The organism is Pantoea eucrina, assembly GCF_020079945.1.
Classification (GTDB): domain Bacteria; phylum Pseudomonadota; class Gammaproteobacteria; order Enterobacterales; family Enterobacteriaceae; genus Pantoea; species Pantoea eucrina.
Genome location: NZ_CP083448.1, coordinates 3,298,518 through 3,324,522, shown reverse-complemented (window position 1 = coordinate 3,324,522; position 26,005 = coordinate 3,298,518). Strand labels below are relative to the sequence as shown.

General features: G+C 56.7%; 22 protein-coding genes and 1 pseudogene. 6 read left to right on the top strand and 17 right to left on the bottom strand.

Translation table 11 applies throughout. From position 1 onward, the window contains the following. Nucleotides 1–12 precede the first annotated feature (12 nt). The 4 genes from LAC65_RS15820 to glnA all read right to left on the bottom strand — a co-directional run bounded on the left by LAC65_RS15820 (nucleotide 13) and on the right by glnA (nucleotide 4,294). Nucleotides 13–138: a YshB family small membrane protein gene (locus LAC65_RS15820; RefSeq protein WP_144380248.1), complete on the bottom strand. Its 126-nt coding sequence runs from the start codon at nucleotides 136–138 to the stop codon at nucleotides 13–15. Between the two features lie 102 nt (nucleotides 139–240). Continuing rightward, nucleotides 241–1,650, bottom strand: a complete 1,410-nt coding sequence (gene glnG, locus LAC65_RS15815; RefSeq protein WP_039381345.1) for a nitrogen regulation protein NR(I) — start codon at nucleotides 1,648–1,650, stop codon at nucleotides 241–243. Nucleotides 1,651–1,657: 7 nt separating this feature from the next. Next, the gene (gene glnL / locus LAC65_RS15810) at nucleotides 1,658–2,707 is read right to left on the bottom strand and encodes a nitrogen regulation protein NR(II) (RefSeq protein WP_039381343.1); all 1,050 of its coding nucleotides are present in this window, start codon (nucleotides 2,705–2,707) and stop codon (nucleotides 1,658–1,660) included. 177 nt (nucleotides 2,708–2,884) lie between these two features. Next, nucleotides 2,885–4,294, bottom strand: a complete 1,410-nt coding sequence (glnA, locus tag LAC65_RS15805; RefSeq protein WP_039381340.1) for a glutamate--ammonia ligase — start codon at nucleotides 4,292–4,294, stop codon at nucleotides 2,885–2,887. 439 nt (nucleotides 4,295–4,733) lie between these two features. On the opposite strand from glnA, the gene typA reads away from it, so the two are divergent. The 5 genes from typA (at nucleotide 4,734) to fabY (ending at nucleotide 9,603) form a co-directional block, all read left to right on the top strand. Further along, nucleotides 4,734–6,554 (top strand): ribosome-dependent GTPase TypA, encoded by a 1,821-nt coding sequence (gene typA, locus LAC65_RS15800; RefSeq protein ID WP_039381337.1) that lies wholly within the window; start codon nucleotides 4,734–4,736, stop codon nucleotides 6,552–6,554. Nucleotides 6,555–6,693: 139 nt separating this feature from the next. Further along, a complete protein-coding gene (gene yihX, locus LAC65_RS15795) occupies nucleotides 6,694–7,290 on the top strand; it encodes a glucose-1-phosphatase (protein ID WP_039381334.1) in 597 nt (198 codons plus the stop codon). A 5-nt stretch (nucleotides 7,291–7,295) separates the two neighbouring features. Continuing rightward, nucleotides 7,296–8,162, top strand: coding sequence for a virulence factor BrkB family protein (locus LAC65_RS15790; RefSeq protein WP_039381331.1), 867 nt, complete (start codon nucleotides 7,296–7,298; stop codon nucleotides 8,160–8,162). Continuing rightward, a complete protein-coding gene (gene dtd, locus LAC65_RS15785; RefSeq protein WP_039381329.1) occupies nucleotides 8,159–8,596 on the top strand; it encodes a D-aminoacyl-tRNA deacylase in 438 nt (145 codons plus the stop codon). Before LAC65_RS15790 ends, dtd begins: the two co-directional genes overlap by 4 nt. A 59-nt stretch (nucleotides 8,597–8,655) precedes the next feature. After that, nucleotides 8,656–9,603 (top strand): fatty acid biosynthesis protein FabY, encoded by a 948-nt coding sequence (gene fabY / locus LAC65_RS15780; RefSeq protein ID WP_039381327.1) that lies wholly within the window; start codon nucleotides 8,656–8,658, stop codon nucleotides 9,601–9,603. Between the two features lie 48 nt (nucleotides 9,604–9,651). On the opposite strand, the gene LAC65_RS15775 is transcribed toward fabY, so the two are convergent. The 7 genes from LAC65_RS15775 to gmk all read right to left on the bottom strand — a co-directional run bounded on the left by LAC65_RS15775 (nucleotide 9,652) and on the right by gmk (nucleotide 18,835). Continuing rightward, complete coding sequence (locus LAC65_RS15775; RefSeq protein ID WP_039385670.1) at nucleotides 9,652–11,331, bottom strand: AsmA family protein; 1,680 nt, start codon at nucleotides 11,329–11,331, stop codon at nucleotides 9,652–9,654. 122 nt (nucleotides 11,332–11,453) lie between these two features. Further along, complete coding sequence (locus LAC65_RS15770; RefSeq protein ID WP_039381325.1) at nucleotides 11,454–12,842, bottom strand: nucleobase:cation symporter-2 family protein; 1,389 nt, start codon at nucleotides 12,840–12,842, stop codon at nucleotides 11,454–11,456. A gap of 133 nt (nucleotides 12,843–12,975) precedes the next feature. Beyond that, nucleotides 12,976–15,054 (bottom strand): ATP-dependent DNA helicase RecG, encoded by a 2,079-nt coding sequence (recG, locus tag LAC65_RS15765; protein WP_039381322.1) that lies wholly within the window; start codon nucleotides 15,052–15,054, stop codon nucleotides 12,976–12,978. Further along, nucleotides 15,051–15,746, bottom strand: a complete 696-nt coding sequence (gene trmH / locus LAC65_RS15760; protein WP_039381320.1) for a tRNA (guanosine(18)-2'-O)-methyltransferase TrmH — start codon at nucleotides 15,744–15,746, stop codon at nucleotides 15,051–15,053. The genes recG and trmH overlap by 4 nt, the downstream gene beginning before the upstream one ends. A gap of 3 nt (nucleotides 15,747–15,749) precedes the next feature. Then, nucleotides 15,750–17,858, bottom strand: a complete 2,109-nt coding sequence (gene spoT, locus LAC65_RS15755; protein WP_039381317.1) for a bifunctional GTP diphosphokinase/guanosine-3',5'-bis pyrophosphate 3'-pyrophosphohydrolase — start codon at nucleotides 17,856–17,858, stop codon at nucleotides 15,750–15,752. A 20-nt stretch (nucleotides 17,859–17,878) separates the two neighbouring features. Next, nucleotides 17,879–18,154 carry a DNA-directed RNA polymerase subunit omega gene (gene rpoZ / locus LAC65_RS15750; protein WP_013511051.1) on the bottom strand — a complete coding sequence of 92 codons (276 nt, stop codon included), beginning with the start codon at nucleotides 18,152–18,154 and terminating at the stop codon, nucleotides 17,879–17,881. A gap of 57 nt (nucleotides 18,155–18,211) precedes the next feature. Continuing rightward, nucleotides 18,212–18,835: a guanylate kinase gene (gene gmk / locus LAC65_RS15745; RefSeq protein WP_039381313.1), complete on the bottom strand. Its 624-nt coding sequence runs from the start codon at nucleotides 18,833–18,835 to the stop codon at nucleotides 18,212–18,214. Nucleotides 18,836–19,074: 239 nt separating this feature from the next. On the opposite strand from gmk, the pseudogene ligB reads away from it, so the two are divergent. Next, nucleotides 19,075–20,811: pseudogene (ligB, locus tag LAC65_RS15740) on the top strand (NAD-dependent DNA ligase LigB); the annotation flags it as partial. Here the strand turns inward: ligB and LAC65_RS15735 are convergent. The 6 genes from LAC65_RS15735 to LAC65_RS15710 all read right to left on the bottom strand — a co-directional run bounded on the left by LAC65_RS15735 (nucleotide 20,758) and on the right by LAC65_RS15710 (nucleotide 25,954). Beyond that, nucleotides 20,758–21,375 carry a trimeric intracellular cation channel family protein gene (locus LAC65_RS15735; RefSeq protein WP_071668661.1) on the bottom strand — a complete coding sequence of 206 codons (618 nt, stop codon included), beginning with the start codon at nucleotides 21,373–21,375 and terminating at the stop codon, nucleotides 20,758–20,760. The pseudogene ligB and the gene LAC65_RS15735 sit on opposite strands and share 54 nt — an antisense overlap. Nucleotides 21,376–21,679: 304 nt before the next feature. Continuing rightward, a complete protein-coding gene (locus LAC65_RS15730) occupies nucleotides 21,680–22,324 on the bottom strand; it encodes an oligosaccharide flippase family protein (protein ID WP_200889501.1) in 645 nt (214 codons plus the stop codon). Nucleotides 22,325–22,397: 73 nt separating this feature from the next. Further along, nucleotides 22,398–22,664, bottom strand: a complete 267-nt coding sequence (locus LAC65_RS15725; RefSeq protein ID WP_039381300.1) for a hypothetical protein — start codon at nucleotides 22,662–22,664, stop codon at nucleotides 22,398–22,400. Nucleotides 22,665–23,096: 432 nt separating this feature from the next. Next, nucleotides 23,097–23,492, bottom strand: a complete 396-nt coding sequence (locus tag LAC65_RS15720; protein ID WP_039381299.1) for a hypothetical protein — start codon at nucleotides 23,490–23,492, stop codon at nucleotides 23,097–23,099. Nucleotides 23,493–23,753: 261 nt separating this feature from the next. Next, complete coding sequence (gene lpxP / locus LAC65_RS15715) at nucleotides 23,754–24,677, bottom strand: kdo(2)-lipid IV(A) palmitoleoyltransferase (protein WP_094111960.1); 924 nt, start codon at nucleotides 24,675–24,677, stop codon at nucleotides 23,754–23,756. A 413-nt stretch (nucleotides 24,678–25,090) separates the two neighbouring features. Continuing rightward, nucleotides 25,091–25,954, bottom strand: a complete 864-nt coding sequence (locus LAC65_RS15710; protein ID WP_039381293.1) for a YicC/YloC family endoribonuclease — start codon at nucleotides 25,952–25,954, stop codon at nucleotides 25,091–25,093. Nucleotides 25,955–26,005 lie beyond the last annotated feature (51 nt).

The window sequence follows — 26,005 nt, the reverse complement described above, 5'->3', positions numbered from 1 at the left end:
GCTCCCTTGCTATTAACTGAACAGGCTCGCCGTAATGGCGCATACCATAGCAGCCAGCGCAGTCTGCGGCGAATGGGCCACCGCGCTGCCAATGGCTGCCAGATTATGCGCTATTGTCAGCATGACAGATTGCAGCATGATACTTCTCTCCCGATTACCGCGAATATCATACTCACCGGTAACGGTCTGTACAGCCTGTGCGTGCAAAAAATCAGCAGAAGCGCCGCTGATGTCGCAGCGTTACTCCATGCCCAGCTCTTTAAGTTTGCGCGTCAGCGTATTGCGCCCCCAGCCAAGCAGGCGTGCCGCTTCCTGTTTATGCCCCTGGGTGTGACGCAGCGCCGTGGTCAGCAGCGTACGCTCCATCTCCGGCTGCGCTTCAGATAACAGGTTCTGATGACCGGAACGCAGCGCGCGATCGGCCCACTGCGCCAGCAGCGTGGCCCAGCTGTCCGGCAGCGACTGCACCGGACTGTCAGGCGTGGCGGATTCAAACAGCTCCGGCGGCAGATCCTGAATCAGCACTTCCTGACCGGCGGCCATGACCGTCAGCCAGCGGCAGGTGTTCTCCAGCTGGCGCACGTTGCCCGACCAGTGCAGGCGGGTCAGCGCCGTTTCCGTTTCCGGATGCAGGATTTTAGCCTCAACGCCCAGCTCGCGTGCGGCAACCTGCAGGAAGTAGCGTGCCAGACGCGGAATATCTTCGCGGCGCTCACGCAGCGGCGGAAGATGTACCCGAATGACATTGAGGCGGTGGAACAGATCCTCACGGAATTTGCCTTCCTGCACGCGCAGCTCAAGGTTCTGATGCGTGGCGGCAATAATGCGCACGTCCACTTTTACCGGCGCGTAGCCGCCCACGCGATAGAACTGACCGTCTGCCAGCACGCGCAGCAGACGCGTCTGCACATCCAGCGGCATATCGCCAATCTCATCAAGAAACAGCGTGCCGCCATCAGCCTGTTCAAAGCGCCCCTGACGGATCTGATTGGCGCCGGTAAACGCGCCTTTTTCATGCCCGAACAGTTCAGATTCAATCAGGTCTTTCGGGATCGCCGCCATATTCAGCGCGATAAAAGGCGCCTTGGCGCGCGGGCTGTGGCGGTGCAGCGCATGCGCGACCAGCTCTTTACCGGTTCCCGACTCACCGTTAATCAGCACGCTGATGGAGGAGCGTGACAGACGGCCAATAATACGGAACACATCCTGCATCGCCGGCGCTTCGCCGATGATGTCGGTTGTCGGGCCGCTGACGGGCTGATTGCGCGGCTGCTGCTGCTCCTGATAGTGGCTGATGGCGCGCTCGACCAGCGCTACCGCCTCATCGATATCAAACGGCTTGGGCAGATAATCAAATGCGCCCTGCTGATAGGCACTGACGGCGGCATCAAGATCGGAGTGCGCCGTCATAATGATGACCGGCAGCATCGGATGACGCTGCTTGATCTGCTTCAGTAGCGCCAGGCCATCCATGCCCGGCATGCGAATATCTGACAATAGTACGTCCGGGGTTTTGCTGGCGAGTGCATCCAGCACCTCACTGGCGCTGTCAAACGTCGCGCAGCTTAAACCGGCTCCAGTGAGCGCGCGTTCAAGCACCCAGCGGATGGAGCTATCGTCATCGACGATCCAGACTATCCCTCGTTGCATAGAAACCTCACTGGCGAATGGGCAGGTAGACCGAAAACTCGGTGTGACCTGGCCAACTGTTAAATTCAATTTTTCCGGAGTGCTGATCGATCAGGCTGCGGGCGATAGAGAGTCCGAGACCGGTACCCCCTTCGCGTCCGCTGACCATGGGATAGAACAGCGTATCCTGCAGCTGTGCCGGTATGCCCGGCCCGTTATCTTCCACATCAATACGTGCCACCAGCCGGTAGCGCGTGCCGTGCAGCGTCAGCTGAAAAGCGGTACGCGTACGCAGCACGATGGTACCGCCCTCTGCGCCGAGCGCCTGCAGCGCATTGCGTACGACGTTAAGCAGCACCTGTTCAATCTGGTCAGGATCGTGCGGCAGCTCCGGCAGGCTGGGATCGTAGTCGCGTACCAGCGTTATGTTGTCCGGCAGCTCCATCGAGACCAGCTTGACCACGCGCTCCGCCACCTGATGAATGCTCTGCGTAACGTGCAGCCCCGGCTGCTGCGGGCCCAGCAGACGATCGACCAGGTTGCGCAGCCGGTCTGCCTGCTCGATGATAACGTTGGTGTATTCGTTCAGCGACGGGTCAGGTAACGCGCGCGACAGCAGCTGTGCCGCGCCGCGCAGGCCGCCAAGCGGGTTTTTAATCTCATGCGCCAGGCCGCGCACTAAATCGCGTGCGGCAACCTGCTGAGCATGCTGGATCTGCTCCTGGCTGAGCCGGCGCTGATTGTCCATCGGCGCCATCTCCAGCAGGATCAGGCCGTCCGGCAGACGCTGCGCGGTCAGCGACATGATGTGCGCGCGTCCGTCAACCACCAGCGTGACTTCGCTGTCGGTAAAGCCCTGGCCTGCGGCCAGGCTCTCGCGCATCACGTCAAGATTGAGCGAAAAGTAGCCGGTCAGCTCCGGCAGCGGCGTACCGAACAGCTTACGCGAACTCTGCGCCAGCAGCTGCTGCGCAGCCGGATTGGCATAGTGGATCACCAGCCCGTCATCGACCAGCAGAATACTGTTTATCAGGGAGTTGAGAATCTGCCCTGCGTCGGGCAGTGAGCCAGCAACCATACCACGATCCTCTGCACCAAATGGGTGCACTATAGCGTTTTGGGATGGAAAACTCCCCGATAACGGCAATTTTGCGGTGAAAAAAACCCATCCGGAGATGGGCTAAAGTTTCCACGGCAACAAAAAAACGTTGTCCTCTTTTGCCCGGCCTGGCGGACAAAAGAGGTGAATGGCCATTTAAACGCTGTAGTAGAGTTCAAATTCAACCGGGTGTGGCGTCATGCGAACGCGATCAACATCTGGCTTGCGCAGTTCGATATAAGCATCGATAGCGTCATCAGTGAATACGCCGCCGCGGGTCAGGAACTCGCGATCTTCATTCAGCGCGTTCAGTGCTTCTTCCAGAGAACCGGCTACTTTCGGGATCTCCGCTTCTTCTTCCGGCGGCAGATCGTAGAGGTTTTTGTCCATCGCATCGCCAGGATGGATTTTATTGATGATACCGTCGAGGCCAGCCATCAGCAGTGCAGTAAACGCCAGGTATGGGTTAGCCGCTGGATCCGGGAAGCGCGCTTCAATACGGCGGGCTTTCGGGCTGGCAACCACCGGAATACGGATGGAGGCTGAGCGGTTACGCGCGGAGTAAGCGAGCATAACCGGCGCTTCATAACCCGGCACCAGACGCTTGTAGGAGTTGGTGGTTGGGTTAGCCAGGGCGTTAATCGCTTTAGCGTGCTTGATCACACCGCCGATGTAGAACAGCGCGGTTTCAGAGAGGCCGCCGTACTTATCGCCAGAGAACAGGTTTACGCCACCTTTAGAGAGTGACATATGGCAGTGCATACCGGATCCGTTGTCACCAAACATCGGTTTTGGCATAAAGGTTGCGGTCTTGCCGTAGGCGTGCGCAACGTTGTGCACGACATACTTATAAATTTGAATTTCATCCGCTTTTTTGGTCATGGTGTTGAAGCGGGTTGCCACTTCGTTCTGACCAGCGGTTGCCACTTCGTGGTGATGTGCTTCTACAACCAGACCCATCTGCTCCATGGTCAGACACATGGCAGAACGGATATCCTGAGAGGAGTCAACCGGTGGTACCGGGAAGTAGCCGCCTTTCAGACCCGGACGGTGGCCTTTGTTGCCGCCTTCGTACGCTTTGCCAGTGTTCCAGCACGCTTCAATATCATCGATAGCGACGTGTGAACCTGAAGTCGATGAACCGAAACGGATATCGTCAAACAGGAAAAACTCTGGCTCAGGTCCGAACAGCACGGTGTCAGCAATACCGGAAGCGCGCAGGTACTCTTCAGCGCGCTTGGCGATGGAGCGCGGATCGCGATCGTAACCCTGCAGCGTGCCTGGCTCAAGGATGTCACACCGGATGATGAGGGTCGGGTCTTCGAAGAACGGGTCCATCACCGCAGTGGTGGCATCCGGCATCAGCACCATGTCTGATTCGTTAATGCCTTTCCAGCCACCGATGGATGAACCATCGAACATTTTGCCTTCTTCAAAGAAGTCTGCGTTAACCTGATGAGCAGGAATGGTGACGTGCTGTTCTTTACCTTTAGTATCGGTAAAACGCAGATCGACGAACTTAACTTCATGCTCGTTCATCATCGAGAGAACGTGTTCAGCGGACATACTCAACTCTCCTGGAAATGGTCATCTGTTGTCGTGGTGAGAGAACTCAAAATGCCTGGAATGTGTCACGACTACTGACCACCCCTGACTAAGATCCCGGCAAGCTATTCAGCCATCAGGCCACTGTCGTTTGCACTTAAAAAAGATAAAGCGAATTCTGTGCCAACTTTTTTTAAGTGCAATAAATAGCGCTGTGCGGCGCGCTGCGGTGCATCAGCAGCTGCACCAGAACAGACGCATTGCTTTATTATGGTGCAAAAAGATGCGCTGATGGCACTAAAATGGTGCATAAAGCCAGCAGAGTGCAGATATTTGCACCGCTAATGGTGCTAAAAACCAGCAGCGTGAGAATATTGTCGGGAAAACTGTGATCATGTTCAGTATTCCGCTTAATCCGTGTACAATACCGCGTTATTTCTATAATGCCTGAGGCAAAGCTGTGATCGAAAATTTGCGTAACATCGCCATCATCGCGCACGTTGACCATGGAAAAACCACCCTGGTCGACAAACTGCTGCAACAGTCTGGTACTTTTGACGCTCGTACCGAAGCGACTGAACGTGTGATGGATTCCAATGATTTGGAAAAAGAGCGTGGAATTACCATCCTCGCAAAAAACACCGCCATCAAATGGAACGACTACCGTATCAACATCGTTGATACCCCGGGACACGCCGACTTCGGTGGTGAAGTAGAGCGCGTCATGTCCATGGTGGATTCGGTGCTGCTGGTTGTTGATGCGATGGATGGCCCTATGCCGCAAACCCGCTTCGTAACCAAGAAAGCCTTTGCTCACGGTCTGAAACCTATTGTTGTTATCAACAAAATTGACCGTCCAGGCGCGCGTCCTGACTGGGTTGTAGACCAGGTATTCGACCTGTTCGTTAACCTCGACGCGACTGACGAGCAGCTGGACTTCCCTATCATTTATGCGTCAGCGCTGAATGGTATTGCAGGTCTGGAACACACTGATATGGCTGAGGACATGACTCCGCTGTATCAGGCAATCGTCGATCACGTTTCTCCGCCGCAGGTTGAAGCTGATGCGCCGCTGCAGATGCAGATCTCTCAGCTGGACTACAACAACTACCTGGGCGTTATCGGTATTGGCCGCATCAAGCGCGGTAAAATCAAGCCGAACCAGCAGGTTACTGTGATTGATAGCGAAGGCAAAACCCGCAACGCGAAAGTGGGTAAAGTGCTGACGCATCTGGGTCTGGAGCGTATTGACAGCGATCTGGCAGAAGCGGGCGACATCATTGCCGTTACCGGTCTGGGTGAACTGAACATCTCCGATACCATCTGCGACACGCAGAATGTAGAGGCGCTGCCGGCGCTGAGCGTAGATGAGCCTACCGTAACCATGTTCTTTAACGTCAATACCTCACCGTTCTGCGGTAAAGAAGGTAAATACGTTACTTCACGTCAGATCCTGGATCGCCTGAACAAAGAGCTGGTACACAACGTTGCACTGCGCGTTGAAGAGACCGAAGATGCTGATGCATTCCGCGTATCAGGTCGTGGTGAGCTGCACCTTTCCGTTCTGATCGAAAACATGCGTCGTGAAGGCTTTGAGCTGGCGGTATCCCGTCCGAAAGTTATCTTCCGTGAGCATGAAGGCCGCAAGCAGGAGCCGTTTGAGAACGTTACCCTCGATATCGAAGAGACCCACCAGGGCTCAGTGATGCAGGCGATGGGTGAGCGTAAAGGCGACATGAAAAACATGGATCCGGATGGCAAAGGCCGCGTACGTCTCGACTACGTGATCCCAAGCCGTGGTCTGATCGGCTTCCGTAACGAATTCATGACCATGACCTCCGGTACCGGTCTGCTCTACTCGACTTTCAGCCACTACGACGACGTGCGTCCGGGCGAAGTTGGTCAGCGTCAGAACGGCGTTCTGATCTCTAACGGTCAGGGTAAAGCCGTTGCGTTTGCTCTGTTTGGTCTGCAGGATCGCGGTAAGCTGTTCCTGGGTCACGGTGCAGAGGTTTATGAAGGCCAGATCATCGGTATTCACAGCCGCTCTAACGACCTGACGGTAAACTGTCTGACCGGTAAGAAACTGACCAACATGCGTGCGTCAGGTACCGATGAGGCGACGACGCTGGTTCCGCCACAGAAAATGACGCTGGAGCAGGCGATCGAGTTCATCGATGATGACGAACTGGTTGAAGTTACGCCACAGTCAGTCCGTATCCGTAAACGTCACCTGACCGAGAACGATCGCAAACGCGCGTCTCGCGGCGGTAAAGAGTAAACGATACGTTCTGTTATCAGGCCCCGCACTGCGGGGCTTTTTTGTTTCTGTTGCCCGCCTTTTTCCCCGAATGCTCCCTGTTCAGCTACGCTTTTTGCCGCTAGAGTGAATGATCCCGGAAGCACAGAGGAGAGGCGTCATGCTGTACATCTTTGATTTGGGTAACGTGATTGTTGATATCGACTTCAATCGCGTACTGGGCGTCTGGAGTGATTTAGGCCGTGTGCCGCTGGCCACGCTGCAGAGTCGCTTCAGCATGGATGAAGCGTTTGAACAACATGAACGGGGCGAGATCAGCGACCCGGAATTTGCCGAGCGCCTTTGCGAGCAGCTCGATATTGCCCTGAGCTATGAGCAGTTTACCGCTGGCTGGCAGGCCGTGTTTGTCGGCGTTCGCCCGGAGACGCTGGCGATCATGAACCAGCTTCGCGCCCGCGGCGAACGCGTGGTGATCCTTTCCAACACCAACCAGCTGCATTTTGAATTCTGGCCGACGCACTATCCGGAAGTTCAGCAGGCTGCCGATCGCGTCTATATGTCGCAGGAGCTCGGCATGCGTAAACCGGAAGCGCGGATTTTCAGCCATGTGCTGGCGCAGGAGGGTTACACGGCGGACCAGGCCATCTTCTTTGATGACAATCAGGCGAATATCGATGCGGCGCGCGCGCTGGGAATCGAAAGCGTGCTGGTGGAAGATCACAAAACCCTGCCCGCCTGGTTCGCAGCGCGTGGGTAAATGTGATGGCTAACACTCTGCGCCACCGGGCGCATGCGTTCTTTTTGTGGCTGAAACTGCTGTGGCGGCGCATCGACGAAGATAACATGACCACGCAGGCGGGGAATCTTGCCTACGTCTCCCTGCTGGCGCTGGTGCCGCTGGTGGCGGTGATCTTCGCGCTGTTCGCCGCGTTCCCGGTTTTTTCCGACATCAGCGTACAGCTCAAGAATTTTATCTTTACCAACTTTATGCCGGCAGCTGGCGACGTGATCCAGCGCTACCTTGACCAGTTTGTCGCTAACGTAAATAAAATGACGGCGGTAGGCGCGGTAGGGCTGATTGTCACGGCGCTGCTGCTGATGCACTCCGTTGACAGCGCGCTGAACGCCATCTGGCGCAGCAATTCGCCGCGTCCGATGATCTATTCGTTTGCCGTTTACTGGATGATCCTGACGCTCGGCCCGCTGCTGGCTGGCGCCAGCCTGGCGATTAGCTCCTATCTGCTGTCGCTGCGCTGGGTCAATGTCACCGGCGTTACCAGCCTGATCGACCAGGCGCTGCGTATCTTCCCGCTGGTGCTCTCCATTCTGGCGTTCTGGCTGCTTTACAGCGTGGTGCCAACGCGGCGCGTGCCGGGGCGCGATGCGCTCACCGGGGCGGTGGTGGCAGGCCTGCTGTTTGAGCTGGGTAAAAAAGGCTTTGCGCTCTATGTTACGATGTTTCCCTCGTATCAGTTAATTTATGGCGTACTGGCCGTTATCCCGATTCTGTTTCTGTGGGTCTACTGGACGTGGTGTATTGTTTTGCTGGGAGCGGAAGTCACCGTCACCCTGAATGACTATCGCCAGCTAAAGCTGCAGGAACATGAACCATCCCGTGAGGAAACATGATTGCATTAATTCAGCGCGTCAGTGCCGCCAGCGTGGCGGTCGACAACCAGATCATTGGTGAGATTGGCGCCGGACTGCTGGTGCTGCTGGGCGTGGAAAAAGAGGATGATGATCAAAAAGCCCGGCGGCTCTGCGATAAAGTGCTCGGCTACCGTGTTTTCGGTGACGAGAATGACAAAATGAATCTGAATGTGCACCAGGCTGGCGGCAGCGTGCTGGTGGTTTCGCAGTTTACGCTGGCGGCAGATACCCGTAAGGGCATGCGTCCCTCCTTTTCCGGCGGTGCCGTACCGGCAGAAGCGGAGCGGCTCTATAACGTCTTCAGCGACTGCTGCCGGGCCAGCGGTATCACAACCGCCAGCGGTCGCTTTGCGGCCAATATGCAGGTTTCACTGGTTAACGACGGTCCGGTCACTTTCTGGTTGCAGGTGTGAGATCGGCAGCCTGGCGGCAGGCAATCGGCCACGCTGGCTCCGAACGGGAGAATCATTTTATGTATCATCTTCGAGTGCCTCAGACGGCCGAAGAGCTGGACATGTATTACCAGTTCCGCTGGGAAATGCTGCGCAAGCCGCTGCGCCAGCCGCAGGGCTCAGAGCGGGATGCCTGGGACGCGCTGGCGCACCATCAGATGGTGGTGGATGAGCAGGGCAAGCCGGTTGCCGCAGGCCGCCTCTATATCAACGCAGAGAATGAAGCAGCTATTCGCTTTCTGGCCGTGCACCCGTCGGTACAGGGCAAGGGGCTCGGGACGCTGGTGGCGATGACGCTGGAATCCGTGGCGCGACAGGAAGGCGCCAAGCGCGTAACCTGCAGCGCGCGCGAAGACGCCGTGGAGTTTTTTGCCAAGCTGGGTTTTATCAATCAGGGTGAAATCACCGCACCGCAGACCACGCCGGTGCGCCATTTTCTGATGATCAAACCGGTGGTGACGCTGGATGATATTCTGCATCGCGCCGACTGGTGCGGCCAGCTCCAGCAGGCGTGGTATGAGCATATTCCCCTGAGTGAGAAGATGGGCGTGCGCATCCTGCAATATACCGGGCAGAAATTTGTCACCACCATGCCGGAGACCGGCAATCAGAATCCGCACCATACGCTGTTTGCCGGCAGTCTTTTCTCGCTGGCCACGCTGACCGGCTGGGGGCTGATCTGGCTGCTGCTGCGCGAACGTCATCTGGGCGGAACCATCATTCTGGCGGATGCGCATATCCGCTACAGCAAACCGATCAGCGGACGGCCCGGCGCCACTGCCGATCTCGGCTCGCTGAGCGGCGATCTCGACCGCCTCGCGCGCGGGCGCAAGGCGCGCGTGCAGCTGGAGGTTGAGCTGTACGGAAATGAAGAGCCGGGCGCAGTATTTGAGGGCGTCTATATTGTGCTGCCTGCGGACCAGCATGGTCCACTCGAAGCGGGTGGCTCCGGCGCGCTGATAAACTGAGGATGGTGCAGCCGATCGCGCGGCAACAACGCGATCGGCCTGCCGTTCTTAATCTGTCTGCCCGTTACGCATGCTCTGCTGCAGCGAGCCGGCGTCGGTGGTAACGGAAAGGTCTGCCGAAATGCCCGGACGCAGCGGCGTACCGGCGCGCAGTGACCCCTTAAGCTGCAGCTGTAGATTACTGTCACCGCTCTGCGTCAGCGCTGGCCAGCCCCAGTTTTCCAGTACGTTGACCGGCACCGCCTGGCCCTTCAGACTCAGCGTCAGCGGACGTTCGGCGCTCTGGCCTACCGTTGCCGTCGCCTCCAGCAGTCCATTGCCGTTAAAAGCGCTCATTTCTGTTATCTGGATTTGCTGCTCATCTGCCGTCAGCGCTATTGAGGGATGACGCAGATCGGTACGGTTAAAGGTCGCTTCTGCCGCGTTAAGACTCGCTTTGCCCGACCAGATCCCCCACTGATGCGCGCGCGCCAGCAGCAGATTATCCGCAGAGCCGTCCAGCGCCGTCATCTGGAAAGGAAACGCCGGATTGATATCGATAATCAGGTTACGATTGGCGGTGGCGTGCTTCACCAGCACGCTGTCAAGCCAGGCGGGCAGGGCAGCCTGCCAGCGCTCGCGCCAGTTCTGCGGCAGCGTATACTCCAGTCCGGCCACGGCCAGATCGTCCAGCGTCAGTTGCCGGTTGCTGCGCGTCCAGCTGCCGCTGGCGCGCAGAATACCGTTAACCCAGCGGGAGCTGAACTGCGTAAGTCTGACGCCTTCAGGCGAGAACTCTGCATTAACGATAGGATCATCCAGCGCCAGGCTGCCATTGATAAAGTTGCCGGCATTCATCGCCAGATAGCCTTCGTTACTCTGCCAGTCGCCGTTGCGCAGGGTAATGTCCCGCAGCGTAAGATCGAGGTCGGTGACCGCCCAGTCCGGTCCCTGCAGCCGGGCGTCGGTGACATCCAGACGGTTAATTGTGACCGCAGGGGCCGTCAGCAGCGGGCGCAGGAAATCATTCAGCGATTGGCTGGTCTGCAGACGGATATCATTCAGGCGCAGCTGATCAATGCTCCAGTTACCCTGGTCGTCACGCTCTGCCCGACCGGTCACCGATCCCCGGGCGATATCCGCACCTATCGTGGTGAGCTGCAGGCGGCGCTGCGCCACGTTGCCCTGTAGCAGCACGTTATCACCGGCCAGCCCGTTCAGCGTCAGCTGCGCGGCGCTTATCTGAAACTGTGCGTCACTGCCCAGCATATCGGCGGATACAGGTTTCCATGGAACAATACCGCCATTGACGCCGCGGGCAGAGAGCGGCAGCGCCGTGCGCGGGCTTTCCAGGCGCACATTGCGCAGCTGCAGGCGGTTGGCCTGAACGGGCAGCGTGGTGGATGGCGTCTGATTAGCGAGATTGATCTCCCCTTCATGAATTTCAATGCTGTCAAAATGAAGCCAGTCGCTGAACTGCACCATCGCCAGGCCCAGATCGATGCGTTTAGCCACGACAACCGCAGGCTGGCCATCGTGACCAAAACTGAAATTATCCAGCACGATATGCGAAGGGGAAGAGAAGTTGTGCTCAATTTTACTGACGGAGAGATGCCACGCAGTTTTATCACTTACCCAGCGGCTAAACCAGCCGGCGCCCCACTGTGTCTGCACCAGTACATAACCGATCACCAGCAGCAGCAGAATCAGCAGTAATAGAGTAAGGAAAAACTTGCCCAGGAATTTCATTGCATTCATCCATCGCGATCGTTGTCCGGTCAGTGGTTGTTATGCCTGAATTACCGTTACAGCTCAACCGTCTGGCGAAAAATGCGGATAAATAGCAGGCAGGCGGGCGCCTGCCTGCTGCGCTATTTTTCCTGCGGGAAAATAAGATTAAGCACGATCGCCGTAATACCGCCGGCAGCAATACCGGAAGAGAGCAGCGTTTTCAGCCACTCTGGCGCAAACTGCAGGATCAGCGGCTGCTGAGAGACACCGAGTCCGACCGCCAGCGATAGCGCAATAATCATGATAGCGCGGCGGTTAAGCGGCTCGCGGGATACAATGCGCACGCCGGAAGCGGCAATGGTGCCGAACATCACGATAGTGGCCCCGCCCAGCACCGGTTCCGGAATATGCTGAACAAAGCCGCTGACCGCCGGAAACAGCCCGAGAACCACCAGCATCAGCGCCACCACAAAGCCTACATAGCGGCTGGCCACGCCGGTCAGCTGGATCACGCCGTTGTTCTGACCAAAACAGGAGTTGGGGAAGGTGTTAAACAGGGCAGAGACGCAGGAGTTCAGGCCGTTTGCCAGTACGCCCCCTTTCAGGCGCTTCATATAGAGCGGGCCGCTGACCGGCTGTTCTGAAACGTCAGAGGTGGCGGTGATATCACCGATGGTTTCCAGCGAAGTAACCATAAAGACCAGCATCAGCGGGATCAGCAGATTCCAGTCAAAACCCAGCCCGTAATAGAGCGGTGAAGGCACAGCCAGCAGCGGCTGCTCTACCGGTGCCGCGCTCTCCGGCAGCATATCCAGTCCCCACGCCAGTGCATAACCCACCGCCATCGCGATCACCAGCGATGCCACACGCAGATAGGGGTTGCGCTGACGGTTAAGCAGAATAATCACCAGCAGTACGGCACCTGCCAGCAGCAGATTTCCAGGCGCGCCAAAGCTGTGATCGTTCATAGCAGCAAAGCCGCCGCCAATTGAGGTCAGCCCGACCTGAATCAGTGAGAGACCGATAATCATCACTACGATGCCCGACACCAGCGGCGTAATAATCCGGCGTGCAAGATGCAGCACGCGCGACAGCAGCATTTCGGTACAGGAGGCGACCATCAGCGTGCCAAACAGCGCTGCCATCATGGTGGGCACATCCGCGCCACCATTCTTCAGCGCCATACCGCCCATAATCAGCGGCGTAACAAAGTTAAAGCTGGTCCCTTGAATCGACAGCAGCCCGGAGCCCACCGGTCCCCAGGTTTTGATCTGCAGCAGCGACGCTACGCCGGAGGCAAACAGCGACATACTGATGATGTGCTGCGTATCCTGTGCCGGCAGCCCCAGCGCCTGGCAGATCAGCAGTGCCGGGGTGATCACGGCGACAAACATCGCCAGCAGGTGCTGACAGGCGGCAAACAGCGTCTGCGGCAGCGGCGGGCGATCCTCAAGACGATAAATCAGTTCGCTTTTTGTCGTGGCAGACGCACTGGCGGGCGAAAGGGGTTCGGCACGATTAACAGACATGACAGGCTCTCAGTAACAGCAAAGTGGCGATTTTAAACGGTTACCCGCTGAAAGCAATCGTTTGCATAGCTGCGGCTGATTACCGGCTGGACAATTTTTCAGCGGGCGCGCAGGGCGCGCCCGAAACCGGCCTCTATGCGTGGCTGTAGCGTTCAGTTTCCGGCAGCCAGCGCTCAATCAGCGCCTGTGCCTGTTCGGGGTAATATTGATGGATATGGCGCGCCACGCGCTGCACTTCGGGGATCATGGCCTGATCGCGCAGCAGGTCAGCGACCCTGAATTCAGCGTTGCCGGTCTGCCGCGTGCCCAGCAGCTCGCCGGGGCCGCGAATTTCAAGATCGTGCTGCGCAATCACAAAGCCGTCGTTGCTGTCGCGCAGTACCTGCAGGCGACGCTGAGCGGTTTTGCTCAGCGGGGCTTTATAAAGCAGCACGCAGTGTGAGGCGACAGCGCCGCGTCCGACGCGTCCACGCAGCTGATGCAGCTGTGCCAGACCGAGCCGCTCCGGGTTTTCGATGATCATCAGGCTGGCGTTAGGGACATCCACGCCAACCTCAATAACGGTAGTGGCGATAAGCAGCTGGATCTCGTTCGCTTTGAACGCGGCCATTACCGCCTGCTTCTCTGCGGGCTTCATCCGACCGTGCACCAGGCCGGTGCGCAGATCGGGTAATGCCACGCTCAGCTCCTGCCAGGTCGCTTCAGCGGCCTGCGCTTCCAGCACGTCCGATTCATCAATCAGGGTGCAGACCCAGTAGGCCTGACGTCCCTCCAGGCAGGCGCTTTTTACGCGTTCAATAATCTCGCTGCGGCGCGTGTCCGGAATGGCAACCGTTGTGACCGGCGTGCGGCCCGGCGGCAGCTCATCGATTGTCGAGGTGTCGAGATCGGCGTAGGCGGTCATCGCCAGCGTGCGCGGAATGGGTGTCGCGGTCATAATGAGCTGATGCGGATGAAAACCCTGCTCTTCGCCTTTTTCCCACAGCGCCAGCCGCTGATGCACACCAAAGCGGTGCTGCTCATCAATAATCACCAGCGCCATGCCGCTGAACTTCACCTGCTCCTGAAACAGCGCGTGCGTGCCCACCACCATCGCCACCTGACCACTGGCGATCGCCGCCTGCTGCGCTTCGCGCGCTTTGCCTTTCTGCTTGCCGGCGAGCCAGCCAACCTCGATGCCGAGCGGCGCAAACCACTGACGGAAATTTGCAGCGTGCTGCTCGGCCAGCAGTTCAGTCGGCGCCATCAGCGCCACCTGTTTGCCGTGGGCAATGACGTTCAGCGCTGCCAGAGCCGCCACCAGCGTTTTACCGGAGCCGACATCGCCCTGTACCAGGCGCAGCATCGGATAGTCATTAGCCAGATCGCGCTCAATCTCTTTTACCACGCGCTGCTGCGCGCCGGTCGGAGAGAAAGGCAGCGCGGCCAGCAGCCTGTCCACCAGCGTATGGCAGGGGGTCAGCGGCAGCGCATGATGACGCTGTGCGCCCGCGCGCACGGCCAGCATGCTGAGATTATGCGCCAGCAGCTCTTCAAGAATTAATCGCTTCTGTGCCGGATGGCGGCCGGTTTCCAGTTCGCTGAGCCGGAGATCGGGCGGCGGCCGGTGCAGCGTGCGCAGCGCATCAGGCAAGCTGATCAGCCCGCCGCTCAGCTCTGACGGCAGCAGCTCAGCGATCGCACAGCTCTCCAGGAGAGTCAGCGCCTGGTCGGTAAGATTGCGCAGCGTGGCCTGACGTATCCCCTCCGTGGTGGGATAGACCGGCGTCAGGGTTTCCTGCAGCTCAACGCCGCCCTGCTCACCCTGAACGCGGTATTCAGGATGGATAATTTCGGCGCCGCGCTGTCCGCGCTTGATCTCACCATAAGCGGTGACGCGGCGACCCGGCGCCAGGCTGTTTTTCATGCCGGCGGTGAAGTTAAAAAAGCGCAGAGTGGCAATCCCGCTGCCGTCACCAATCTGGCATACCAGCATGCGGCGGCGACCAAAGGTGACTTCGCTGTTCAGCACTTCGCCTTCGATGGTGGCCCAGATACCAGGCAGCAGATCGTTAATTTTGTAGAGCTGGGTGCGATCTTCATAGCGCAGGGGCAGGTGCAGCAGCAGATCCTGGATAGTAAACAGGCCGAGTCTGGCCAGCTTAGCGGCCTGGCTGGCGCCGACGCCGGTCAGGGTACTGAGCGGTATGGCATCCAGCAGCCGGCCTTTCATTTCCGACCCGTGGCTTGCATGGCGGACCACCAGCTGGCATCAGCATCGATGCCACCCTGCATGTTGATCTGCGGATAGGGCAGGCCTTTCTGCTTCGCCACGCGGGCGAGAACCGGATAGCCGCCTTCAAACAGCAGACGCTGCTGCTCTTCTTCATCCAGCAGGCTGTGCTTACGCTGATACATGCCGGCATTCTGTCGCTGGCGCTGTGCTTCATACAGAATCAGCGCCGAGGCCACAGAGACATTCAGCGACTGCACCATACCCACCATCGGAATAATAATATCCTGGTCAGCCAGCGCCAGCGCGTCGGCGGTGATGCCGGTTTTTTCCTGACCCATCAGAATGCAGGTCGGGCGGGTGTAATCGATAGCGCGAAAGTCGACCGCCTTGTCTGAAAGATGGGTGGCGAGCACCTGCATGCCGCGATCTTTCAGATGGCGTACCGCTTCCGTAATGTGCGTATGGGTTTTAACTTTTACCCAGCTGTTGCTGCCTGCGGAGGCCGAAACCATCGTGCGCATCCGCACGCTGGGCCAGACGGCGTGAACCTCATGAATGCCCACTGCGTCTGCCGTGCGGATCACCGCAGAGACATTGTGCGGCTTGTGCACCTGCTCCATGCAGACGGTGAGATCGTGCTGACGCAGCGCCAGCATTTCCTGAATTCGGGCAAAACGTTGAGCATTCATGCATTAATTACGGTTACGGTGGACTTTAATCACATCCGGCATCACGCGAATTTTGCGCATGATGTTTGCCAGATGGACGCGGTCGTTAGCAGTCAGACGGATAAAGGCGCTGTAGACGCGGCCATCGCGCTCTTCGGTATTCAGGCTCTGAATATTCGATCCCGCCGTGTTAATGGCGGCGGTCAGGTTCGCCAGCGCACCCTGGTGGTTAAACATATCCACCTTAATCTCCGCCACGAATTCCTGATCGGTTACCTTATCCCACTCTACAGCCATAAACTTCTCGGGCTCTTTCTGGTAGCCACGGATATTACGGCACGATTCATGGTGTACGACCAGACCCTTGCCAGGGCTGACGTGTGCGACAATCGGGTCGCCGGGAATAGGACGGCAGCACTTGGCGAAAGTGATCAGTACGCCATCCGCGCCTTTAATCGGCAGTTTTTTGCTGCGCTTGCTGCTCTGCGCCGCATCCGCAGCGGACTGCAGCAGGTTTTTCGCTACGACCACGCTCATGGCGTTGCCCAGACCAATTTCAGCCAGCAGATCGTCCATGCTGGCGAGCTTCATACGCTCCAGCTCCAGCTGCACGTTTTCTGCCGGTATCTCAGCCAGCTTTTTACTGCCGCCCAGCGCATGGCTCAGCAGACGACGCCCGAGGTTAACGGAATCTTCACGCTTGAGGTTTTTCAGCAGCTGACGGATCTTGGCGCGCGCTTTTGAGCTGACCACAAAGTTGAGCCAGGCAGCGTTCGGGCGTGCGCCAGGCGCGGTGATAATCTCGATTGTCTGTCCGCTGGTCAGCGGCTGTGACAGCGGATAGGGCTGGCGATCGACGCGCGCGCCGACACAGGCGTGGCCAATGTCGGTATGTACCGCGTAGGCGAAATCGACCGGCGTCGCACCAGCAGGCAGCTCAACGATGCGGCCTTCCGGCGTAAATACGTAGATCTCATCCGGAAACAGATCGGATTTAACACTTTCGATAAATTCAAACGAGCTGCCGGCGCTTTGCTGCAGCTCCAGCAGGCTCTGGAGCCATCGCTGAGCGCGGATCTGTGCGGTCGTGCCGCTTTCGCCCGCTTCTTTATAGGCCCAGTGGGCTGCCACCCCCATCTCTGCCATTTGATCCATATCTTCGGTACGGATCTGCACTTCAACCGGCACGCCGTGCGGGCCAATCATGGAAGTGTGCAGGGATTGATAGCCGTTAGCTTTGGGAATAGCGATATAATCTTTGACGCGGCCGGGACGCGGCTTATACAGGCTGTGCATCTGACCCAGCACGCGATAGCAGGTGTCGAGATCTTTCACCACCACGCGGAATGCGTAGATATCCATGATCGAGTGAAAACGCTGCTCTTTGAGGTGCATTTTGCGGTAGATCGAGTAAAGATGCTTTTCGCGTCCGCTGACGCGGCAGGGAATGCCCGCCTCCAGCAGACGCCCGTCAATTTCTGACAGGATCTTCTGAATCATCTCTTTACGATTACCGCGCGCCGCTTTGACCACCTCTTTGATCACCCGAAAACGATTAGGGTAGAGCGCTTCAAATCCCAGCTCTTCCAGCTCTGTTTTCAGATGATGAATACCAAGACGGTGCGCCAGCGGGCTGTAAATCTCCAGCGTCTCCAGCGCAATGCGGCGTTTTTTATCCGGACGCAGGGCGCCCAGCGTGCGCATATTGTGCGTACGGTCAGCCAGCTTGATCAGAATGACGCGGATATCCTGCACCATCGCCATGATCATTTTGCGGAAGTTTTCAGCCTGCGCTTCTTTCTTGTCGCGGAACTTCAGCTTGTCGAGCTTGGATACGCCTTCCACCAGTTCAGCCACGCTCTTGCCAAACAGCTGTTCCATGTCCTGATAGGTGGCAGGTGTATCTTCGATCACATCATGAAGCAGCGCGGCCATCAGCGTTTCATGGTCGAGTTTCATCTCGGCCAGAATGCAGGCCACGGCAACAGGATGGGTGATGTAGGGCTCACCGCTGGAGCGAGTCTGTCCCTCGTGAGCATCACGTGCGACAAGGTAGGCTTGCTTGAGGCGCTTGATTTGCTCCTCAGGCAAGTATTTTTCAATCAGCTGATTGAGGCTTTCAAACAGATACAAGGTTGACCTGCAGAGTGCGGTTAACGACGACCTTCAGCGATAGCGGTAACGGCTTGCAACTCAGCGGCTTCCTGCTCTTGCTGTTCCTGACGATCACGCACATCCAGAATCTGGTTGGTGATCAGGCCTTCTTCGATTTCGCGCAGGGCGATAACGGTGGCTTTATCGTTCTCTTCCGGAACCAGCGGGTCTTTGCCGCCTACCTGCATCTGACGTGCACGACGTGCAGCGACCAACACCAGGTCAAAACGGTTACCAATTTTCTCTACTGCGTCCTGAACGGTTACGCGTGCCATAGGTGTGCTACTCCACAGATGATGAAGAAATGACTGGGCATAATACTGAAACTGAATTCAGACTGCCAATAGTTTGCTGATTAAAGCATCATGACGCGCTTTCTGGCGTCCCATACGCAGACGTTCTGCGCGAATAATGGTTTTCAGATCGGACAGCGCCAGATCGAAATCATCATTAACAATCAGGTAATCGTATTCAGCATAGTGGCTCATTTCCGCCACGGCCTGCGCCATGCGGCGGGCGATAACCTCTTCGCTATCCTGACCACGGCCGCGCAGGCGGCGATCCAGCTCTTCGGTTGACGGCGGCAGGACAAAAATACTGCGTGCTGCAGGCATTCTGCTGCGGATCTGCTGCGCGCCCTGCCAGTCGATATCCAGAAAGACATCCACGCCGGTGGCCAGAACCTGCTCAATCGCGGCACGGGATGTACCGTAATAGTTGCCAAACACTTCGGCATGCTCGAGGAACGCATCCTCAGCAATCATGCTTTTGAATTCAGTTTTGGAAACAAAAAAGTAGTGCTCACCATGCGCTTCGCCAGGCCGCATGTCGCGGGTGGTATGCGATACCGACACCTGCGTGTCGTAGAGCGGTTGTGTCTTTAACAGCGCCTGAATCAGGCTGGATTTACCCGCGCCGCTGGGGGCGGAAACAATATAAAGCGTGCCTTGAGCCATGGTTATCTTGAATTGAGTAAAGAGCGGAGTCGATTTCCTGCACAGTATACACGGGTTAGGGCCGCCACGCAGCGTTTGCCGTGCAGGTAAGGCAATTCTTTTCTGCGAACAGGCGCAAACCGCGCGGTAACAGAGAGTAAAACGTCAGATTTGTGCGCGAGCGCGATTCCACACTCTGCGCAGGCTACTGGCTATGAGCCACCACCGTACGCTTCAATCAGCAAAAAAGGAGAGCGGCAATGAAACGATGGCTGTGGTTAGGTCTCTGCCTGCTGAATGCAGAAAGCCGGGGAAAAGCGCTGTGTCCTGTCTGGTCGCCGGTGCGGGCGCAGCAGGAGATAACGCGCCTGCAGGAGCAGTTGCGTCACTGGGACAACGTTTACTACCAGCAGGGGGCGTCGCTGGTCAGCGATGATGACTATGACAGTCTGCTTTCCCGGCTGCAGCAGTGGCAGCGCTGCTTTGTACCCGACGAACCGGTACATGAAACCGCGCTGCCAGCCAGCCGTGGCGCGCCACATCCGGTTGCGCATACCGGGGTGCGCAAGCTGCGCGACAGGCTGGCGGTTGCTTACTGGATGCAGCATAAATCCGCGCTCTGGGTCCAGCCTAAAGTCGATGGCGTGGCCGTCACGCTGCTCTATCGTCACGGCAGGCTGACGTCGCTTATCAGCCGTGGCGATGGCGTGCGCGGTGAGGAGTGGCGCGACAAAGCGGCGCATATTCCGGCTATTCCGCAGCGGATTGAGACCTCGCTGGCGGAGGTCGTCCTGCAGGGAGAGCTGTTTCTGCAGATGACCGATCATCAGCAGGCGCGCGATGGCGGAGCCAATGCGCGGGCGCAGGTGGCCGGCGCGATGATGCGGCGCGAGATCGGTCCGCTGCTGAAACGCACCGGGCTGTTTATCTGGGCGTGGCCGGACGGCCCACCGGAGATGACGGAAAAACTTACGCAGCTGTCGCGCTGGGGCTTTGATCTTGCCCGGCAGTGGAGCCAGCCGGTCAGCGATGAAGAACAGGTTGCCGCGTGGCGCGAGCGCTGGTTTCGCGCCGCGCTGCCGTTTGCCACCGATGGCGTAGTGATCCACGCTGCGCCTTCTGCTGCCGGCCGGGACTGGCAGCCAGGACAGGGAAGCTGGTCCGCCGCATGGAAATATCAGCCTGCCGAAGTCAGCAGCGAAGTGCGTGCCGTTACGTTTTCCGTTGGCCGCACCGGGAAAGTTGCGGTGGTGCTGAACCTGCAGCCGGTGCAGGCAGAGGATAAAACCATCCGGCGTATCAGCATCGGCTCTGTTGCACGCTGGCGCGCGCTGGATGTGATAGCCGGCGATCAGGTCACGCTGACGCTGGCCGGGCTGGGGATCCCGCGTCTGGAGCGGGTGATCTGGCGGGTGGCGGAACGCCACTATCCGGAACCGCCCGCCAGTGATGATTTTCACGCTACCAGCTGTCTGCATATTACGCCTGCCTGTCGTGCGCAATTTCTTTCCCGCCTGAGCGGGCTGAGCCAGAAAACAGTACTCGATATTGCCGGTATGCAGCGCAGCAGCTGGCAGCGCCTGGTGCAGCATGGTGCGCTGACGCACCTGTTTTCATGGCTGACGCTGACGCCAGAGCAGATTGCCGCAGCGGAAGGCATATCGCCGGCACGGGCGCAGCGTATCTGGCTCAGTTTCAGGCTGACGCGTCAGCAGCCGCTGCGACGCTGGATCGCGGCGCTGGGCCTGCCGCTGCCGCGTCAGGCGCTTGCGTCCCTGCCGGATACGCAGTGGGAAGCGCTGCTGGCACGCACCGGGGCGGACTGGCAGCAGCTGCCGGGGGTTGGCGACGTGCTGGCGCAGCGGCTGGTCACCATGCTGCAGACGCCTCAGCTGCGTGAGCTAATCGCGTTTCTGCAGCAGCAGGGCATTCCGGCCGTTCCCTCAGTGTTCAGGATGGGGATAGTTGAAGACCGGCAGGCCGAGACGGAAACGCAGGGCGAGCAGGCGGGCAGCAAAACCGAACAGCAGGGTGATAATGACCACCGCTTCATGTGCCAGCGAGGTTTTCAGCAGCAGGATATAGATCCAGCCAGACGCGAAGGCGATACCGGCATACAGCTCTTTCTGGAACACCAGCGGAATGCGGTTGCAGAACATATCGCGCAGTACGCCGCCAAATACGCCGGTGATGACCGCAGCAATTGCGGCGATGATCGCCGCGTGGCCGGAATCCAGCGCGACCTGCGCACCAATAATCGAGAACACCACCAGGCCCAGTGCATCAAGTACCAGAAACACTTTGCGCAGGTGATTCATCAGCGGTGCAACAAAAGTGGTGACCACCGCTGCCGCCGCAACAATCATGATGTACTCCGGATGCTTTACCCAGCCGAGCGGGTAGTGACCCAGCAGAATATCGCGCACCGACCCGCCTCCGATTGCGGTGACAGAAGCGATGATAATAACGCCAAACAGATCCATTTTGCGCCGGCCTGCAGCCAGCGCGCCGGTCATCGCTTCAGCGGTAATGCCGATAAGGTAGAGAACAGTTAATAGCATGGGGGGCTCCAGCAGTCTGGCCGGCAAGGCTAAAGCCTCCGCGGCGCAGAGACTATTGAGATTTTTTCAACTGAACGGAGTCAGATTAGAATAGATAATGTGATGATTAAGAAAAGGCAGGCAGGGAAGGGGATAAACAAAATGCGTCAATATTTGTGATAAAAAAATATGATGCGGGGAAGCCTGTTTTCAGACGAGGATCGATTAAATCGCCTGCAGCGCAGAAAAGAAAAAAGCGTGCTGTTAACCAGCACGCGAACGCATCGGACAGATGCCCAGAGCCCACCATACAGACTTGTTGTTATTATCCGTTTCTTGCTCGCACGCTGGCGAATTCTTTCAGGCTAAAACGGTACGCAGGCTGGAACCAGGCGCGACCGTAGTAGCAACAGAGCAGCATTCTGACGGAGACCAGCGCAAGGTATCCCCAGACCGCGCATAGTGCCGATGGCATCAGCCACACCGTAAAGAGTGTTGCCGCCAGGCCCGCTGCTACCGAGGTAATTTCGATAAAAGCGATACGCGTAAACTGCTTTTCCCGCTGCAGGATAGCCCGGTAGTGCTGCCCCTGCGGGATAATAATAAATATTACCGACATCATCTCCAGCATAACCGCAAGCTGCGGCTGCTGCGCGATAGCGCTATAAATGTCACTGCCAATAAACAATGCTGCAAAAATAAATAAGCCGGTAAAAATACTTCCCCAGTAAAGAACGGACATTTCGCTATTATTAAAGCTTATTTTGCGAATAATTTTATTATTAAAGCCGCGATCGGCAAGTGTATCGATAACCAGCAGAGCCAGTATGGCGATAACCAGCAGGTTTAATTCATTCGCCTGCAAAGTCTGCGCCAGCAGCGTCAATTGTAAGACGCCAATGCCAATAATTTTTGCTGAAGAGAGAAGCGACCATCTGGCGCTGGACAGCTCTCTTTCACGTATCGCCACAGTATGCTCATTATGGTACATGTACCATCACAGTTAAGGAATTGTACAGAGCAGAAGCGGCACGCCCTGCGCCTTAGTGCAGCACATCCTGACGCAACCCTGAAATACCTTTCAGGTTTTGCCATTTATAAATGCACTGCAGCAAATGGTGTTCTGAAAATAGCGCAATACCGCAGGCTTTTATTATTTCTTTTGTCTGCACGGTATCTCCTCCGGTACGGAGGAAATCCGTGAGATCGTTATAAAATCCCTTTGTATTATTATAATTTCCGGCCAGCATCCGTCTGGCAATCTCAACGAATTCTTTTTCTGATAACAAAGGATAAGTTGAGCGATCCATGTTTTTCCCTGTTTTTATTATTAAGTCTTGCTGTGTGTGAATACGTTATACAGTTTTTTATTTAATTTAACACCATCAGAAAACTCCTATAAACAAACTTTAGAAATTAATGGTTTCAGACTATGCATTAAAATAGTTAAGCAGTGATGTTTCTGACTAATTAATCTTTTCAGGAAATTGTCTTATTTATCTCAGCGTCTGTCCTCTGGATGACAAAAATATCTTTTTATATCAATGCCTTTACAAGATTGCGTTATGCCGTCAGCCAGGAATTTTCCGGTTAACGATGCTTTAGCCTGGCTGGGGGAGCGGTGCTGAAATCAGAGAAAAAACCACGAAACAGTTAAGGAGTACTGCGTAAAAAAATGCAGTTTTTTTTGTCATTGCGCCCAGCGATGGCTGGGAAATCAGGATTTATGTAAGCATTTGATTCTAGTGAGTTAAAAGATAAAGTAATCTTTCCATGTCGGCGCGCAGGGCCGCCACTTCCTGCACGAAGTGCGCATCGGAAGTAAAAGGCTGACAGTAGAGCACGGCCACAAGTTCAGCCCCCTGGCCATTAGCAATCACGCGCATCGGCATGTAGCGCTCTTTACCGCTGCCGTTATCTGTCCAGTAGTCCATAACGCCAAACGGATTATGCGGGGTAAAACGCAGTTTCAGCGAATTCTCTCCGCGCTTTGCCCGCCAGTATTGTCCCTCCTGCATCAGCGTTGCGCCGTTCAGGTCGCTTACCCATTTTGCAAAACAGGTGGGTTGCCAGATGGTTTCATACAGATCCAGCCAGTTACGCGGCACGGTAAGCGTGAGAGTCTGTGAGGGCAGCATAATGCCTCCTGAGGCAGTGTCATTCATAATGAACTCACCCTATCGGAAGCTGACCGGGCTGCCTATGACGCAACAGAAAAAGTGTGGTGCAGCAGAGGTTTTTTGCGCTATTGCCGGTGAAGCCGCGCTGCCGGCAGAAGGATGACTGTTACGTGAGGGGGCGGGTCAGCCGGCAGCGGATGCTGCCAGCGGGTAGATCCTGATTACCGGAGCGGCAGTCCGCACGAAAGAGGAAATGCATGCGGACCGTTATTGCGCAGATCAGACGTAAAGAGAGGCTTCACCTGGCGGACGCGTTTTGAAACGGCGATGCAGCCACAGGTACTGCTCCGGCGCGCGCAGGATCTCTTTTTCAATCACTCTGTTCATATAGGCAGCGGCAGCGGCTTCATCTTCATGCGGATAGCCTTCCAGTTCCGGCTGAATGATGAGCTGGTATCCGGTTTTATCCGGGTTGCGGATCAGGACAATCGTCAGCATTGCGGGCCGCGCAAGACGTGACAGAACAAAGGTGCCGTTCGTGGTTGCCGCTTTCTCTACCGCAAACAGCGGTGCAAATACGCTGCCTTTCGGACCGTAATCCTGGTCGGGGGCAAACCAGACGGCTTCGCCCTGCTTTAGCGCCTGTACCATGCCGCGCAGATCGCGACGGTCAATCATCGCTTTATTGGAACGCATACGGCCTCTGGTCTGCGCCCACTCCATCGCCTGATTGTTATGCGGACGATACATAGCCATCATCGGCTGACAGAGACCGGTAATGCGGCCGCCCAGCTCCAGTGACATAAAGTGCACGCCAATAACCATAACGCCGCGCTGCTGATTCTGCGCATTCTGCAGGTTAGCAATGCCGCTGACGTCAAACAGACGACGAACCCGCGCATCTGACCAGAACCATGCGATACCGGTTTCTGCCAGCGCCATGCCGAGCGACTCAAAGTTGCCGGCAATCATGACCTCTTTCTCTTCTTCATTAATATGCGGGAAGCAGAGTTCAATATTGCGACGGGTGATGCGTTCGCGCCGCTTGAGGAAATGGCGCGAGAGTTTACCCGCCGTTGCCCCGAGACGGATCAGAACGGGATAGGGAAGCTGCACCAGCAGCCAGAGCACGGCCAGACCGAACCAGGTAAACCAGTAACGGGGATGCAGCAGTGTGGAGCGAAACTGTCCGGTTTTCTTCATAGCACCTTCATAGGTAGAGTAAATGTAACGCGCTAAGAAGTCGGTCCATGGTTCCTGGTGCGGTACAACTGTAGTAATTACGACCGGCACTTTAGCAAATAGTGCCTTAAGAATTCTGCTAACTTTAGTATCTTTAGGATTGATGGAATTCATGGAATCCGGGATATTACCGGCTGCAGGAAGGATGATTTTTATTTTATGTAAGTAAAATCAATCAGATAAAACAGCATCATTAATGCTGAAGATACAATAGATATGTCAGTACAGGTCAGCAGCAGACACAGATGTACATCATTGCACGCACAATGCTTACATTGCAAAAGATAAAAAATAGTCTACCTGAAGGGTTGCTGCCTGAACCCGCTGCTGTGTGGGCTCAGGCAGAGATGCTGCTGAGGCTGGCAGATGAAACGTTATTCGATATTCTGAATCTGCTCACGCATCTGCTCAATCAGCACCTTCAGCTCAATGGCTGAAGCGGTGATATCTGCATTGATCGATTTAGAGGCTAAGGTGTTCGACTCGCGGTTAAACTCCTGCATCATAAAGTCGAGGCGACGGCCGACCGCTTCCTTCTTCTTCAGGATGTTGTAGGTCTCTTTAACATGCGCGTCGAGGCGATCCAGCTCTTCCGCCACGTCAACGCGCTGGGCCATCATAACCAGCTCCTGCTCCAGACGATTATTCTCCAGCTGAACTTCCGCCTCTTCCAGCCGGGTCACCAGGCGTTCGCGCTGCCATTTCAGCACGTCCGGCATCTGCGCACGTACTTTACTGACTTCCTGCGACACGCCTGCAAGACGCTGCTCAATCAGACTCTTCAGCGCGTTACCTTCACTTTCACGCGCTTCGATAAAGTCATCCAGCGCGCCATCGAGCGCCGTCAGCAATTCAGCATTAATGGCATCCAGATCCTGCTCCGGTGCTGACATTACGCCCGGCCAGCGCAGAATATCCAGCGGATTAATGGCACCCTCATCGCTCTGCATTTTTACCCAGTTGGCGGCCTGCACCAGCTGTTTTGCCAGCGCTTCGTTCAGTTGCAGCTCGCCCTGCGCGCCCGGATCGGCATCAAAACGCAGATGGCACTCAATTTTGCCGCGCGTCAGGCGGGTGCGGATGCGCTCGCGGATCACCGGCTCCAGGCCGCGGAACTGTTCCGGCAGGCGAATATAGGTTTCCAGATAGCGCTGGTTCACCGAGCGCAGTTCCCAGGTCGCGCTGCCCCAGCTGCCTTTGGCTTCGCGACGGGCGTAAGCGGTCATACTGCGGATCATAAGCTTGTACTCTTTCAGGGAATGTTCTGCGCATTATAGCGGCGTGCGGTG

Bases quoted from the DNA above. Each gene is read 5' to 3' on its own strand.
- LAC65_RS15820 (WP_144380248.1), bottom strand. From the start codon at position 138: ATGCTGCAATCTGTCATGCTGACAATAGCGCATAATCTGGCAGCCATT.
- glnG (WP_039381345.1), bottom strand. From the start codon at position 1,650: ATGCAACGAGGGATAGTCTGGATCGTCGATGACGATAGCTCCATCCGC.
- glnL (WP_039381343.1), bottom strand. From the start codon at position 2,707: ATGGTTGCTGGCTCACTGCCCGACGCAGGGCAGATTCTCAACTCCCTG.
- glnA (WP_039381340.1), bottom strand. From the start codon at position 4,294: ATGTCCGCTGAACACGTTCTCTCGATGATGAACGAGCATGAAGTTAAG.
- yihX (WP_039381334.1), top strand. From the start codon at position 6,694: ATGCTGTACATCTTTGATTTGGGTAACGTGATTGTTGATATCGACTTC.
- LAC65_RS15790 (WP_039381331.1), top strand. From the start codon at position 7,296: ATGGCTAACACTCTGCGCCACCGGGCGCATGCGTTCTTTTTGTGGCTG.
- dtd (WP_039381329.1), top strand. From the start codon at position 8,159: ATGATTGCATTAATTCAGCGCGTCAGTGCCGCCAGCGTGGCGGTCGAC.
- fabY (WP_039381327.1), top strand. From the start codon at position 8,656: ATGTATCATCTTCGAGTGCCTCAGACGGCCGAAGAGCTGGACATGTAT.
- LAC65_RS15775 (WP_039385670.1), bottom strand. From the start codon at position 11,331: ATGAAATTCCTGGGCAAGTTTTTCCTTACTCTATTACTGCTGATTCTG.
- LAC65_RS15770 (WP_039381325.1), bottom strand. From the start codon at position 12,842: ATGTCTGTTAATCGTGCCGAACCCCTTTCGCCCGCCAGTGCGTCTGCC.
- recG (WP_039381322.1), bottom strand. From the start codon at position 15,054: ATGAAAGGCCGGCTGCTGGATGCCATACCGCTCAGTACCCTGACCGGC.
- trmH (WP_039381320.1), bottom strand. From the start codon at position 15,746: ATGAATGCTCAACGTTTTGCCCGAATTCAGGAAATGCTGGCGCTGCGT.
- rpoZ (WP_013511051.1), bottom strand. From the start codon at position 18,154: ATGGCACGCGTAACCGTTCAGGACGCAGTAGAGAAAATTGGTAACCGT.
- gmk (WP_039381313.1), bottom strand. From the start codon at position 18,835: ATGGCTCAAGGCACGCTTTATATTGTTTCCGCCCCCAGCGGCGCGGGT.
- LAC65_RS15735 (WP_071668661.1), bottom strand. From the start codon at position 21,375: ATGCTATTAACTGTTCTCTACCTTATCGGCATTACCGCTGAAGCGATG.
- LAC65_RS15725 (WP_039381300.1), bottom strand. From the start codon at position 22,664: ATGGATCGCTCAACTTATCCTTTGTTATCAGAAAAAGAATTCGTTGAG.
- LAC65_RS15720 (WP_039381299.1), bottom strand. From the start codon at position 23,492: ATGCTGCCCTCACAGACTCTCACGCTTACCGTGCCGCGTAACTGGCTG.
- lpxP (WP_094111960.1), bottom strand. From the start codon at position 24,677: ATGAAGAAAACCGGACAGTTTCGCTCCACACTGCTGCATCCCCGTTAC.
- LAC65_RS15710 (WP_039381293.1), bottom strand. From the start codon at position 25,954: ATGATCCGCAGTATGACCGCTTACGCCCGTCGCGAAGCCAAAGGCAGC.